Annotated in this window: 14 protein-coding genes; 3 read left to right on the top strand and 11 right to left on the bottom strand. The window is 57.8% G+C overall.

All coding sequences use genetic code 11. From position 1 onward, the window contains the following. Positions 1-42: 42 nt before the first annotated feature. From RGU44_RS00930 to ffh, 8 genes are all read right to left on the bottom strand, one after another. Positions 43-1,347 carry a homoserine dehydrogenase gene (locus RGU44_RS00930; RefSeq protein ID WP_322178160.1) on the bottom strand — a complete coding sequence of 435 codons (1,305 nt, stop codon included), beginning with the start codon at positions 1,345-1,347 and terminating at the stop codon, positions 43-45. Between the two features lie 139 nt (positions 1,348-1,486). Further along, a complete protein-coding gene (locus RGU44_RS00925; RefSeq protein WP_322183055.1) occupies positions 1,487-2,227 on the bottom strand; it encodes a DsbC family protein in 741 nt (246 codons plus the stop codon). Positions 2,228-2,393: 166 nt separating this feature from the next. Further along, positions 2,394-3,290 carry a site-specific tyrosine recombinase XerD gene (xerD, locus tag RGU44_RS00920; RefSeq protein WP_322178159.1) on the bottom strand — a complete coding sequence of 299 codons (897 nt, stop codon included), beginning with the start codon at positions 3,288-3,290 and terminating at the stop codon, positions 2,394-2,396. A 144-nt stretch (positions 3,291-3,434) separates the two neighbouring features. After that, positions 3,435-3,785 carry a 50S ribosomal protein L19 gene (rplS, locus tag RGU44_RS00915; RefSeq protein WP_296248607.1) on the bottom strand — a complete coding sequence of 117 codons (351 nt, stop codon included), beginning with the start codon at positions 3,783-3,785 and terminating at the stop codon, positions 3,435-3,437. Between the two features lie 43 nt (positions 3,786-3,828). Next, positions 3,829-4,581 carry a tRNA (guanosine(37)-N1)-methyltransferase TrmD gene (gene trmD, locus RGU44_RS00910; protein ID WP_322178158.1) on the bottom strand — a complete coding sequence of 251 codons (753 nt, stop codon included), beginning with the start codon at positions 4,579-4,581 and terminating at the stop codon, positions 3,829-3,831. Between the two features lie 5 nt (positions 4,582-4,586). Further along, positions 4,587-5,123, bottom strand: coding sequence for a ribosome maturation factor RimM (gene rimM / locus RGU44_RS00905; protein ID WP_219061159.1), 537 nt, complete (start codon positions 5,121-5,123; stop codon positions 4,587-4,589). Between the two features lie 5 nt (positions 5,124-5,128). Beyond that, positions 5,129-5,380 (bottom strand): 30S ribosomal protein S16, encoded by a 252-nt coding sequence (gene rpsP, locus RGU44_RS00900; protein ID WP_219061317.1) that lies wholly within the window; start codon positions 5,378-5,380, stop codon positions 5,129-5,131. Between the two features lie 250 nt (positions 5,381-5,630). Continuing rightward, a complete protein-coding gene (ffh, locus tag RGU44_RS00895; RefSeq protein ID WP_322178157.1) occupies positions 5,631-7,007 on the bottom strand; it encodes a signal recognition particle protein in 1,377 nt (458 codons plus the stop codon). A gap of 234 nt (positions 7,008-7,241) precedes the next feature. Between ffh and RGU44_RS00890 the strand changes: the two genes are divergently transcribed. The 3 genes from RGU44_RS00890 to RGU44_RS00880 all read left to right on the top strand — a co-directional run bounded on the left by RGU44_RS00890 (position 7,242) and on the right by RGU44_RS00880 (position 10,737). Further along, entirely contained in the window at positions 7,242-8,054 is an 813-nt protein-coding gene (locus tag RGU44_RS00890) for a cytochrome C assembly family protein (RefSeq protein WP_322178156.1), read from the top strand. 12 nt (positions 8,055-8,066) lie between these two features. After that, entirely contained in the window at positions 8,067-9,314 is a 1,248-nt protein-coding gene (locus tag RGU44_RS00885) for an HlyC/CorC family transporter (protein WP_322215227.1), read from the top strand. Between the two features lie 103 nt (positions 9,315-9,417). Next, positions 9,418-10,737: an MFS transporter gene (locus tag RGU44_RS00880; RefSeq protein WP_322215225.1), complete on the top strand. Its 1,320-nt coding sequence runs from the start codon at positions 9,418-9,420 to the stop codon at positions 10,735-10,737. Positions 10,738-10,785: 48 nt separating this feature from the next. Here the strand turns inward: RGU44_RS00880 and purT are convergent, their stop codons facing one another. The 3 genes from purT to RGU44_RS00865 form a co-directional block, all read right to left on the bottom strand. Next, on the bottom strand, positions 10,786-11,967 hold the full coding sequence (purT, locus tag RGU44_RS00875) for a formate-dependent phosphoribosylglycinamide formyltransferase (RefSeq protein WP_322178153.1): 1,182 nt from the start codon (positions 11,965-11,967) through the stop codon (positions 10,786-10,788). 131 nt (positions 11,968-12,098) lie between these two features. Beyond that, positions 12,099-12,314: a DUF1289 domain-containing protein gene (locus tag RGU44_RS00870; RefSeq protein ID WP_322183053.1), complete on the bottom strand. Its 216-nt coding sequence runs from the start codon at positions 12,312-12,314 to the stop codon at positions 12,099-12,101. Next, positions 12,311-12,835 carry a gamma carbonic anhydrase family protein gene (locus RGU44_RS00865; RefSeq protein WP_322178152.1) on the bottom strand — a complete coding sequence of 175 codons (525 nt, stop codon included), beginning with the start codon at positions 12,833-12,835 and terminating at the stop codon, positions 12,311-12,313. Before RGU44_RS00865 ends, RGU44_RS00870 begins: the two co-directional genes overlap by 4 nt. Positions 12,836-12,853: the final 18 nt, after the last annotated feature.

The raw sequence follows: 12,853 nt of genomic DNA, 5'->3' as shown, positions 1-12,853 counted from the left end.
GTTCCTCTCTAAAACAAGAGCTGCTTGATTCGATAGCCGCGGTTAGTTCAGCTGTTCAACACGAATACGCACCACGCTGCCGACCACATCCTGCAAGGCTTCAAGGGCTGTGATCGCGTCGTTCATACGTTGTTCGAGGACGCTGTGAGTCAGCAGAATCATCGGTACCAGACCGTCCTGTTCTTCGACTTCTTTCTGCATGATCGATTCGATATTGATCCCGCGCTCGGACAGAATGCTCGCCACTTGCGCCAGAACACCCGGGTGATCCTTGGCCTGAATCCGCAAGTAGTAAGCGCTTTCGCAGGCTTCGATCGGCAGAATCGGGTGGTCGGACAACGAGTCTGGCTGGAAGGCCAGGTGCGGAACACGGTTCTCTGGATCCGAGGTCATGGCACGAACCACGTCGATCAGATCGGCGACCACTGAGGACGCTGTAGGCTCCATGCCGGCACCCGCACCGTAGAACAGGGTCGAACCCGCGGCATCACCATTGACCATCACTGCGTTCATCACGCCATTGACGTTGGCGATCAGGCGATCGGACGGGATCAAGGTCGGGTGAACCCGCAGCTCGATGCCCGCAGCCGTGCGACGTGCCACGCCCAGGTGCTTGATACGGTAGCCCAACGCTTCGGCGTAGTTCACGTCAGCAGTGGTCAGCTTGGTGATGCCTTCGGTGTAGGCCTTGTCGAACTGCAGCGGGATGCCAAAGGCAATCGACGCAAGAATGGTCAGTTTGTGCGCAGCATCGATACCTTCGACGTCGAAAGTCGGATCGGCTTCGGCGTAACCCAGAGCCTGGGCTTCGGCCAGCACGTCAGCAAAGGTACGGCCCTTTTCGCGCATCTCGGTGAGGATGAAGTTGCCGGTGCCGTTGATAATCCCGGCGACCCAGTTGATGCGGTTGGCCGACAGGCCTTCACGGATCGCCTTGATCACTGGAATGCCACCGGCGACAGCGGCTTCGAACGCAACGATCACCCCCTTCTCACGGGCTTTGGCGAAGATTTCGTTACCGTGCACGGCGATCAGTGCCTTGTTGGCAGTGACAACATGCTTGCCGTTCTCGATGGCCAGCAGGACCAGATCGCGGGCAACGGTGTAGCCACCGATCAGCTCGATGACGATATCGATTTCAGGGTTGGTCGCGACGGCAAAAACGTCGTGGGTAATGGGGGTACCGGTAATCTGGCAGAGGGGATTTGGCGTACGCATGGCAATTTGCGCTACTTCGATTTCACGGCCGGCGCGGCGGGAAATCTCCTCGGCGTTACGCTGAAGTACGTTGAAGGTACCGCCACCGACAGTACCCAGCCCACAGATGCCTACTTTGACCGGTTTCACTATGAAGTCCCCATAAAACGGCCGACGCGAGGCCGGCCGTGGAAAACAGCCACCTGCTGTGAGGTGGCTCGCTGTTTAATAAAGCGACGGTAAACCCGCGGCTCCATGATCGTCAAAAGCTAACCCTGGCGAAACAGGATTATTGGGCGCTCAATGCCAGCTTGGCCACTTGTTTGGCCGGCTGATAGCCCGGAATCACCTGACCGTCCGCCAGCACGATGGCTGGCGTGCCATTGACACCAATCGATTGCCCTATGGCAAATTGCCCGGACACTGGGTTGGCGCATTTCGGTGCTTCGATATTCTTGCCGGTGACCATGCGGTCCATGGCGCCTTTGCGGTCCTTGGAGCACCAGACCGCCTGCAGTTGCTCATCGCCCGGCGAACCCAGGCCCTGACGCGGGAAGGCAACGTAGCGCACTTCAATCCCCATACGGTTCAGCTCGGGGACTTCAGCGTGCAGCTTGTGGCAATACGGGCAGGTGGTATCCGTAAACACGGTGATGTGCGATTTGGTTTCGCCGATGGCCGGATAGACCACCATGTCACCGGTAGGAATGCCGTTGATGGTTTTCGAAATGGCCAAGCGTTCGGTCTTCTCGGTCAGGTTGACCGGTTTACCGTCCTTGATCTGAAACAGATACCCCTGCATCACGAACTGGCCGTCAGCGCTGGCATACAGCACGCGACCGCCTTTGAGTTTGACTTCATACAGACCGCTCAGCGGGCTACTGGCGATGCTGTCGACTGGCAGCTCGAGCTGCAGCGTTTCAAGGGCCTTGCGGATGGCTTTATCGGCGGCATCATCCGCCTGAGCGAACATACTGAGCGTACTGGCCAACGCAATAACTGCGGCGGCGAAAATCCGGGTCACGCGCATGGGGACTCCTTGAACGGTGGACAGATGGGCGCTGCTGAAAACGGCGGTCATGGGGGACCGCAGGCGTTTTAGTGCTGCCCAATTTTCGAAACCGGCAAAGCCTATCACATAAGGGCTGTCAGGCCGACTGAGAGTGACGCAGGACACCTCCCGGCAGGCCTGGAAATCAGCCACGAGGGTGATGCTTTGCATGTATTTCCTGCAATCTTGCGCGGGCTACATGAGTGTATATCTGCGTCGTGGACAAATCACTGTGCCCCAACAACATCTGCACCACTCGCAGGTCAGCGCCGTGATTGAGCAGGTGGGTAGCGAAGGCATGGCGCAAGGTATGCGGCGAAAGGGACTTGCCGATTCCGGCGACCTTGGCCTGGTGCTTGATACGATGCCAGAACGTCTGGCGGGTCATCTGCTCACCGCGCTGACTTGGGAACAGCACGTCACTGGGCCGTCCGTTCAGCAGCTCCCACCGCGCATCACGCATGTAGCGTTCGATCCAGACAATCGCCTCCTCCCCCATCGGCACCAGTCGTTCCTTGCTGCCCTTGCCCATGACCCGCACGACGCCTTGGCGCAAGTTGACTTGCTCAAGGGTCAAGCTGATCAGTTCAGTGACGCGCAAGCCGCAGGCGTACAGCACCTCAAGCATCGCCCGATCACGCTGACCGATGGCCTCGCCAAGATCCGGCGCGGCCAACAGCGCCTCAACGTCGGCCTCGGACAATGACTTAGGTAAGGGTCTGCCCAGTTGCGGCATGTCCACTTGAAGGGTCGGATCGACCAGGATCAACTTTTCCCGCAGCAAAAACCGATAAAACCCGCGCAGGCCGGACAGAAAGCGCGCTGTCGAACGAGGCTTGTACGCTTTGTCCAGGCGCCAGGCCAGGTGATCGAGAATCAGCTCCCGACCCGCGCTACTCAATTCAACATCTTGCTCCTGCAACCAGCCATTGAACAAAGCCAGATCGCTGCGATAAGCCTCGCGGGTGTTATCCGACAGGCCTTTCTCCAGCCATAACGCGTCGAGAAAACGGTCAATCAGCGGGTGATCAATAGCAGGCATGATATTCGGGGCTTCTGTAATAAAGTCGGTGGCAGTGTTCCACACCGGGTCATGGCGCGGCGAGCGTTGCCCGATGGAGATTAAAAACCGGGCAACAAAAAAGCAGCCCTTAGGCTGCTTTTTTTTGCATCGGAAAGACTGAACTTAAGACAGTTTTTCTTTGATGCGAGCTGCTTTACCGGACAGGTCACGCAGGTAGTACAGTTTGGCTTTGCGAACGTCACCGCGACGTTTCACAGCCATGCTGTCGATTTGCGGGCTGTAAGTCTGGAAAGTACGCTCTACGCCAACACCGTTGGAGATTTTACGAACAGTGAAAGCACTGTTCACACCACGGTTACGCTTGGCAATCACAACGCCTTCGAACGCTTGCAGACGCGAACGGTCGCCTTCCTTCACTTTCACCTGAACGACAACAGTGTCGCCCGGGGCAAAGGGAGGGATCTCTTTAGTCATCTGCTCAGCTTCGAGTTGCAGAATGATTTTGTTAGTCATGCTGTGCTCCTAAGGTAGATCATCAGGATCTACCATCGATACGTTAACTATCGTCCCGCTCGCGGAGATACTCCGCCAGCAGCTTCTTCTCTTCTCCAGAAAGCGAGCGGCTTTCCAGAAGATCGGCGCGTCGTTCATAGGTCCGCCCAAGGGACTGCTGTAAACGCCAACGCCGGATGTGCGCGTGATTGCCACTTAGCAACACGTCGGGAACACGCTGATCCGCATACACCTCCGGTCGGGTGTAATGCGGGCAATCCAGCAGACCATCCGTGAAGGAATCTTCCTCCGCGGAGTCCGCATGCCCTAAAGCTCCAGGCAGCAGCCGCGTAACCGCGTCTATCAGGACCATCGCCGGCAGCTCGCCACCGGAAAGTACATAGTCACCAATCGACCACTCTTCATCGACATGAGCTTCAATGAAACGCTCGTCAATGCCTTCATAACGACCCGCGATGAGGATAAATGCTTCCCCTAGCGCCAGTTCGCGTACCGCCGACTGAGTCAGTTGGCGGCCTTGTGGCGACAGGTAAATAACCTTCGCCGCATCCCCTGCTGCCTGCCTGGCCTGAACCAGAGCGTCTTCAAGAGGCTTGATCTTCATCACCATGCCCGGACCACCGCCAAATGGGCGATCATCCACAGTGTGATGTCGATCTGTGGTGTAGTCCCGCGGATTCCAACAAGTCAGCTGTAAAAGCCCTTGTTTCACCGCACGGCTGGTAATGCCGTAGTCGCTGATGGCGGAAAACATCTCGGGGAACAGACTGATCACTTCTACGCGTAGGCTAGCCATGTCGCTTAGAAGTCCGCATCCCAATCCACCTTCATCTCGCCAGCACCCAGGTCGACTGCCAACACGCATTGCTCTGTATAGGGCAACAAGCGTTCGCGATCATCCAGACTGCCTGCACAAGGCTTGACCACCATTACATCGTTCGAGCCAGTTTCCAGAAGGTGATCGATTTTCCCGAGCAATTGCCCTAGGTGGTCGATGACCTTAAGACCCTCCAGCTGGTACCAGTAGTACTCGCCGTCGGTCAGATCAGGGAACAGGTTGCGCGGCACGCAGACCTCAAAACCGGACAGAAGACGAGCTTCCTCACGGTCATCGAGACCTTTGAGCTTTACGACCAGGAACTTGTTTTGCAAGCGTCCGCTGACCAGCTCTACCTGTCGCACATCGCCTTCGCGCCGAAGCGTCCAGGTCTTGTAATCCAACAGGTTTCCAATCGGATCAGTAAAGGAATAAACCTTCACTTCGCCGCGAACGCCATGAATAGAATAAATCTTGCCGATAACGATCAAATCTTCGGCTACTGCAGGCGTCGCGTTCATATTGCTCAGGCCGCAGCCTTAGCATTTTCCTTCAACAACTGAGCAACACGCTCAGAAGGTTGTGCACCAACGCTCAACCAGTAAGTCACGCGTTCTTCGTTCACGGACAAACGGACTTCTTGACCACGGGCAACCGGGTTGAAGAAACCAACTTGTTCTTTGTGTGAACCATCGCGCGGGTTGCGGCTGTCGGTCACGGTGAGGTGGTAAAACGGGCGCTTTTTGGAGCCGCCAAGGGCGAGACGGATGGTTAGCATGTGGACATCGTTCCTGTAGTCGGTGCTGCAAATCTTAAGATGCACAGCGGGCATAGGTGCCCGAAAGGCCGCATATTCTAAGGAATATCCGGACATTTGCAAATGTCTTTTTCCGGCGCCTATCGGCATGCCATCCAGATCTGCTATGGAGCCGCTGCGAACAGCGGCTTATCAACCCTGCAAAAAGCAAGGTTACTGGAGGTCACCCTCCGTGTAGGGATGCGCGAAAAGAGTCTCCCGCGCTATGCAATCACATCTTCGGCATGCCGCCGCCGGGCAACATTCCGCCCATGCCGCGCATCATTTTTGCCATACCGCCTTTGGCGGAGAATTTTTTCATCATCTTCTGCATCTGCTTGTGCTGCTTGATCAGACGCCCGATATCCTGCACCTGAGTGCCTGAACCCATGGAGATCCGGCGCTTGCGCGAACCGCTGATCAGGTCCGGGTCACGGCGTTCGGCCGGGGTCATCGAGTTGATGATGGCTTCCATCTGCTTGAATTGCTTTTCAGCGGCGTTCTGAGCATTGCCCATCTGCGCCAGATTCACCCCGCCCATGTTCGGCAGCTTGTCCATGAGCCCGCCAAGGCCGCCCATGTTTTTCATTTGTTGCAACTGATCGCGGAAGTCTTCGAGGTCGAAGCCTTTGCCCTTCTTCAGTTTTTTCGCCAGTTTATCGGCTTTGTCTTTGTCGAGAGTCTGTTCGGCCTGTTCGATCAGGCTCAGCACATCGCCCATACCGAGGATGCGCGAGGCGATCCGGTCCGGGTGGAACGGTTCGAGGGCGTCGCTTTTCTCGCCCATACCGATGAACTTGATCGGTTTGCCGGTGATCGCACGCACCGACAGCGCCGCGCCGCCACGAGCATCACCATCGACTTTGGTGAGGATCACACCGGTCAACGGCAACGCATCGCCAAAGGCCTTGGCGGTATTGGCCGCATCCTGACCGGTCATGGCGTCAACCACGAACAGCGTTTCAGCTGGCTTGGTTGCCGCGTGCAACGCCTGGATCTCGCCCATCATCTCGACATCGATGTGCAAGCGACCGGCGGTATCGACGATCACCACGTCGATGAATTTGAGCGTGGCCTCTTTGATGGCCGCCAGCGCGATCTCTACCGGCTTCTGGCTGATATCGGACGGAAAGAACGTCACGCCGATGTCGTTGGCCAGGGTTTCCAACTGCTTGATGGCCGCAGGACGATAAACGTCCACCGAGACCACCATCACGCTTTTCTTTCTGCGCTCTTTGAGAAAGCGCGCCAGCTTGCCGGCGGTGGTGGTTTTACCCGCGCCCTGCAAGCCCGCCATCAAGACCACGGCCGGTGGTGTGACGTTGAGGACCAGATCTTCGTTGGCCGCCCCCATCAACTCTTCGAGTTCGGCCTGGACGATCTTCACGAACGCCTGGCCCGGCGTCAGGCTGCGCGACACCTCGGTACCGACAGCGCGGTCCTTGACCTTATTGACGAAGTCTTTAACCACCGGCAAGGCAACGTCGGCTTCAAGCAAAGCCATGCGCACTTCACGCAGGGTGTCTTTGATATTGTCCTCGGTCAGCTTCGCCTTGCCGGTAACATGGCGAAGCGTCTGCGAGAGGCGGTCTGTAAGGTTTTCAAACATGCGCGATCCTTTCAGGCTCTAGTTGAACCCCGGTTGGTGCGGTCCGGCTCGTGGTGGCCCGTTGTTGAAAACAACGGCTAAAAACAGTGTTCGACGAGCCTGCGACTTGAGCAGGTGACGGATTATAGCGAAGACTCTGCTGGACGGACACCATCGAGTCTGCTTCTGTAGTCTTTCGTGAAATGTCGGTTCTATGCCAAACTCAGCGTCTTTCGGGCTTGCCTAACAGGATTTATGCTTCCCTTGTCACCCAGCTTGCTTCCCAGTCTCGCCGCCGCCTGCTTATATGCCGCTGCGACCCTTTATCAAAGCATCCGCCTGCGCCAAGGTGCAAAGGTGGATAAACGTCTACTTTGCCTGCTCGGCGGCTTCGCTGTAATCGCTCACGGGCTCAGTCTTTACACCCAGCTGATTACACCCGTCGGCCTGGGCCTGGACTTTTTCAGTGCCGCGAGCCTGATCGCGGTCGCTGTTATTGCCCTGACCATGCTCGCCTGTGCGCGAATACCCGTGGAGAACCTGCTGGTGCTGCTGTTCCCGCTCGGGCTGGCGACGGTGCTGCTAGCACAGTTCGCGCCCACCGGTACGGTCCAGCCCATCGATGAAGCACCGGGCATTCTGGCCCACATTCTGCTGTCGATCCTGGCATACGGCATGTTCACCATCGCGGTGTTTCAGGCCTTGCTGGTACTGGTGCAAGATCACCAACTCAAACACAAACGTCCGTCCGGACTGATCAAGAACTTCCCGCCACTGCAAACCATGGAAAGTCTGCTGTTTGGTTTCCTCTGGGCAGGATGGGGCCTGCTCTCGCTGTCACTGATCTCGGGCTGGCTGTTTGTCGAAAATCTGTTCGCCCAGCACTTGGTGCACAAAACACTCCTCGCCTGCCTGGCCTGGGTGGTTTTCAGCGTGCTGCTGTGGGGACGCAACCGTCTCGGCTGGCGCGGACACAAGGCAATTCGCTGGACCCTAGGCGGTTTCTGCCTGCTGATGCTGGCGTATTTCGGCAGCAAGCTGGTACGCGAATTCATTCTGCACATCTGACGGGCGTTGATCATGAATAACCTGCCCATCGGCCCGATGTTTGGTGTATTGACCCTGCTGATTCTTTGGTCCGGCCTGCTCACTGCGGTAGACGCCGCACACCAGTACCTCAAGGCTGTGCGTCCGAACGGTCGCGCTACTGACACCTCCATGCCCAAACTGGCGTTTGAGCTGGGCAGCCTGATCCTGAGCAATACCCTGATCAAAGTACTGATCACCATCATCAGCATGCTGTTGGCGCTGCACTTCTGGTACAACAACGGGCCTACGCTGGCGTGGATCGGCGTCAGCAGTGTGCTGTTGATCTTTGCCGAATTCATACCGCGCACCCTGGCGGCACGTTACCCGGAAGCGATATTGATGCTGGGTAACAGCACTCTGCGCTTGCCCATGAAGCTACTCTCTCCCTTGGCCTGGCTGTTCTCCGCCATCGCCTGCACGCTACTGCGACCCTTCGGTATCCGCGACAAACCGAACGCCCGCAAAAAGGACAATGAAGTACCGCTGACGGTCTTGCTCCATGACGGCCAGCAGGATAACCAGCCCAGCCGCTCACATGTACTATCGGGCATTCACGCGCTGGACAGCATTACCGTGAACGACATTCTGGTACCGCGTAGCGAAGTCGACGGCATCAATCTGGATGACCCGATCCAGCGCATCATCGAACAACTGATCATCTCCCGCCATACGCGGCTGCCGGTGTACCACAACGATATCAACCAAGTGGAAGGTGTACTCAATACACGCCAGATCAGCCATTTGCTGCCGCATGCCGACCTGACCAAAGAAGACCTGATCGAGGCTTGCTACGATCCTTATTTCGTCCCGGAAAGCACCCCGCTGCAACTGCAACTGCTGAATTTTCACAAGCAACAGCGCCGCCTGGGCGTGGTCGTCGACGAGTACGGCGAAGTGCTTGGCATTGTCAGCCTGGAAGACATCCTTGAAGAAATCGTCGGTGAGTTTGAAAACGAACAGAGCTTCGACAATCCGCATATCCACCCGCAAACCGACGGTCGCCTGGTGATTGATGGCGCTGCGTCGATTCGCGAATTGAACAAAAGTCTCGGCTGGCACTTGCCTTCCGATGGCCCAAAAACCCTCAATGGCCTGGTCACCGAAGCACTGGAAACCATTCCAGACAGCTCGGTATGCGTGAAAATCGGGCCATACCGTCTGGAAATTCTCGAAACCGAAGACAATCGGGTCACCCGAGTCCTGATGTGGCAGAACAGCAGCACTCGCGCCGCCGTTTAAGCGCTTCCCGATCACGCCGACTGTTCACCGCCGCACCCGAAAAAGCGCCACTCGCTGAACCTTGGCGACATCATAAAAACAAAAATCCAACAGGGACATTCGGATGACCAATAGCACCACTTTCGAGCACGATGCCGCAGCGACCAAACCGGCCAACTCGGTCCGGCGCGTGGCCGTTGCCAGCTTCATTGGCACCGCCATCGAGTTCTACGATTTTTACGTGTACGCCACAGCTGCCGCGCTGGTCATCGGCCCGGTATTCTTCCCGCAGACGTCGGGCACCGCACAAATGATGTCGGCGTTTCTGACCTTCGGCATCGCCTTTCTTGCGCGGCCGCTGGGCTCGGCCTTATTCGGCCATTTTGGCGACCGTGTCGGCCGCAAATCGACATTGGTGGCCTCGCTCTTGCTGATGGGCATCTGCACCACCCTGATTGGCGTGCTGCCGGGCTATGCCACGATTGGCGCCTGGGCCCCGATTCTGTTGTGCGTATTGCGTTTCGGCCAAGGGCTGGGGCTGGGCGGCGAATGGGGCGGCGCGGCATTGCTCGCTACCGAAAACGCCCCCAAGGGCAAGCGCGCCTGGTTTGGCATGTTCCCGCAACTGGGTCCATCGATTGGGTTCCTGGCGGCTAACGGGTTGTTCCTGACCCTGGCCATGACGCTGAATGACGAACAGTTCCGCTCCTGGGGCTGGCGCGTTCCGTTTTTGCTCAGCGCGTTACTGGTGATGGTCGGCCTGTACGTAAGGCTCAAGCTTGAGGAAACGCCGATCTTCGCCAACGCCATCGCCCGACACGAGCGGGTCAAGATGCCCTTGGCGGAACTCCTTAGCCAATACTGGCGCCCTATGCTGCTGGGCGCGGCATCAATGGTGGTGTGCTACGCGCTGTTCTATATCTCGACTGTGTTCTCCCTGAGCTACGGCGTATCGACCCTCGGTTACAGTCGCGAGACGTTCCTTGGCCTGCTGTGCTTTGCCGTACTGTTCATGGCCGCAGCCACACCCCTGGCGGCCTGGGCCAGCGACCGTTTCGGGCGCAAACCGGTGCTGATCATTGGCGGTGTGCTGGCGATCCTGTCTGGCTTCACCATGGAACCCTTGCTGACTTACGGCACTACATGGGCCGTTGCGCTGTTCCTTTGCATCGAACTGTTCCTGATGGGCGTGACCTTCGCCCCAATGGGCGCGATGCTGCCTGAACTGTTTCCGACGCGTGTGCGTTATACCGGCGCATCTGCGGCGTACAACCTGGGCGGTATCGTGGGGGCGTCAGTGGCGCCCTTCTTCGCCCAGAAACTGGTGGCGATGGGCGGCTTGAGCTGGGTTGGCGGGTATGTGTCGGCAGCAGCTTTGCTCAGCTTGATCGCTGTGCTATGCCTGAAAGAGACGCGGGAAAACGATCTGGACCGAATTGCCTGACGCACAGCGTCAGGCAATTCGCAGTTGCAGTTGCAGTTGCAGTTGCAGTTATAGCTGAACCTTCACCGCTTTGGACGCACGCGTCGCTTTGGCGCGGGCGGCTTCGATGGTCTCGTCGCGAGCCAGGGCCACACCCATGCGCCGCTGACCATTGACTTCCGGTTTGCCGAACAGGCGTAACGCGGTGTCGGGCTCGCTCAAGGCAGCACCCAGGTTGGCGAAACTGGTTTGCGTGGATTTGCCTTCCACCAGAATCACTGCCGAAGCCGAGGGTCCGAACTGACGGATCAAGGGGATAGGCAGGCCGAGGATCGCCCGCGCATGCAGCGCGAACTGCGACAGGTCCTGAGAGATCAGGGTCACCAGACCGGTGTCATGTGGACGCGGAGAGACTTCGCTGAACCAGACCTGATCACCCTTGATGAACAACTCGACGCCAAACAGACCACGGCCACCCAAGGCCTCGGTCACGGCGCGTGCAACCCGCTCGGACTCAGCCAAAGCAACCGGGCTCATGACCTGCGGCTGCCAGGATTCCTGATAGTCGCCCTTCTCCTGACGATGCCCGACCGGCGCACAGAAGGTAGTGCCGCCAATATGGCGCACGGTCAGCAGGGTGATTTCGTAATCGAAATCGATGAACCCCTCGATGATTACACGACCCTTACCGGCACGGCCGCCTTCCTGCGCGTAATCCCAGGCACCTTGCACGTCGTCAGTGCTTTTGAGCAGGCTTTGGCCTTTACCCGATGAACTCATCACCGGCTTGACCACACACGGGAAACCGAGGTTCTCAACCGCCTGACGGTAGTCTTCAAAGGTGTCGGCGAAATGATACGGCGAAGTAGGCAGATCCAGTTCTTCAGCGGCCAGACGACGAATGCCTTCGCGGTTCATCGTCAACAGAGCTGCCCGGGCAGTGGGGATCACGGTAAAACCTTCGGACTCCAGCTCGACCAGGGTCGCGGTCGCAATGGCTTCGATTTCCGGGACGATATAATGCGGCTTCTCGGCCTCGATCACTGCGCGCAAGGCGGCACCGTCGAGCATGTTGATTACATGACTACGATGCGCGACCTGCATGGCTGGCGCGTTGGCATAACGGTCAACAGCGATCACTTCGACGCCCAGGCGTTGCAGTTCGATCACCACCTCCTTGCCAAGCTCGCCGCAACCGCAGAGCAATACGCGCGTCGCGGTAGGCGACAGTGGCGTTCCGATTTGAGTCATCTCAGGTCCTCGTGGAGCAGATCATCGAGCCAGCCCGCCATTGGTGGGCGACTCATGGGGAGAAGAAAGGCGCGCAATTTACCACGAAGCCGATCACTTGGGCCTCGTCCCGAAAAAGTGAGGCGCCAGAATCAAGGAGTGGTTTTCACACCCACCGTCCACAGCATGCCACTGTCCCGCGCTCGCTCATGACAGCGTCCAAGCACCACGCGGCGCTCAGTATTGTCCATGCGACTCCAGCGGGTAATTTCCTCAACGGTGCGCTGGCAGCCCAGACAGATGTCCGCCTCGTCCAGCGCGCAAATATTCACACACGGCGAAGCAACCGGTCGCTCGACACTCATCAGTCTTCCTGCGGGGCCAGATCACGCGCATAGCGCTGGGCGTTGTGCACGTAATGCGCAGCACTGGCTTCAAGCATTTTTTTCTGCGCGTCCGTCAGTTCACGCACCACTTTGCCGGGCGAGCCCATGACCAGTGAGCCGTCGGGGATCTCCTTGCCCTCGCCAATCAGCGAGTTGGCGCCGATGATGCAATAGTTGCCGATCTTGGCACCGTTAAGGATGACCGAATTGATGCCGATCAAGCTGCAATCGCCCACGGTGCAGCCATGCAGCATGACGTTATGGCCGATGGTGACATTTTTGCCGATGATCAGCGGCGACCCCATGTCGGTGTGCATCACCGTGCCATCTTGTACGTTGCTGTTCTCACCGATATGGATCAGCTCGTTGTCGCCACGCAATACGGCGCCAAACCAAACGCTGGCACCGGCTTCGAGCTTGACCTTGCCAATCAGGGTGGCAGTAGGCGCAACCCAGCTTTGCGGATGAGTGTCGACATGGGAATCTCCCAAGCGATATTTCATAGTGGTTTCCTCATGGCC

The organism is Pseudomonas sp. 5C2, assembly GCF_034314155.1.
GTDB lineage: Bacteria > Pseudomonadota > Gammaproteobacteria > Pseudomonadales > Pseudomonadaceae > Aquipseudomonas.
The sequence above is the reverse complement of the archived record's forward strand: the minus strand, read 5'-3'. Positions and strand labels throughout refer to the sequence as shown.

Coding starts and splice junctions, on each gene's coding strand:
- RGU44_RS00925 (WP_322183055.1), bottom strand. CDS start 2,227: ATGCGCGTGACCCGGATTTTCGCCGCCGCAGTTATTGCGTTGGCCAGT.
- xerD (WP_322178159.1), bottom strand. CDS start 3,290: ATGCCTGCTATTGATCACCCGCTGATTGACCGTTTTCTCGACGCGTTA.
- rplS (WP_296248607.1), bottom strand. CDS start 3,785: ATGACTAACAAAATCATTCTGCAACTCGAAGCTGAGCAGATGACTAAA.
- trmD (WP_322178158.1), bottom strand. CDS start 4,581: ATGGCTAGCCTACGCGTAGAAGTGATCAGTCTGTTCCCCGAGATGTTT.
- rimM (WP_219061159.1), bottom strand. CDS start 5,123: ATGAACGCGACGCCTGCAGTAGCCGAAGATTTGATCGTTATCGGCAAG.
- rpsP (WP_219061317.1), bottom strand. CDS start 5,380: ATGCTAACCATCCGTCTCGCCCTTGGCGGCTCCAAAAAGCGCCCGTTT.
- ffh (WP_322178157.1), bottom strand. CDS start 7,007: ATGTTTGAAAACCTTACAGACCGCCTCTCGCAGACGCTTCGCCATGTT.
- RGU44_RS00890 (WP_322178156.1), top strand. CDS start 7,242: ATGCTTCCCTTGTCACCCAGCTTGCTTCCCAGTCTCGCCGCCGCCTGC.
- RGU44_RS00885 (WP_322215227.1), top strand. CDS start 8,067: ATGAATAACCTGCCCATCGGCCCGATGTTTGGTGTATTGACCCTGCTG.
- RGU44_RS00880 (WP_322215225.1), top strand. CDS start 9,418: ATGACCAATAGCACCACTTTCGAGCACGATGCCGCAGCGACCAAACCG.
- purT (WP_322178153.1), bottom strand. CDS start 11,967: ATGACTCAAATCGGAACGCCACTGTCGCCTACCGCGACGCGCGTATTG.
- RGU44_RS00865 (WP_322178152.1), bottom strand. CDS start 12,835: ATGAAATATCGCTTGGGAGATTCCCATGTCGACACTCATCCGCAAAGC.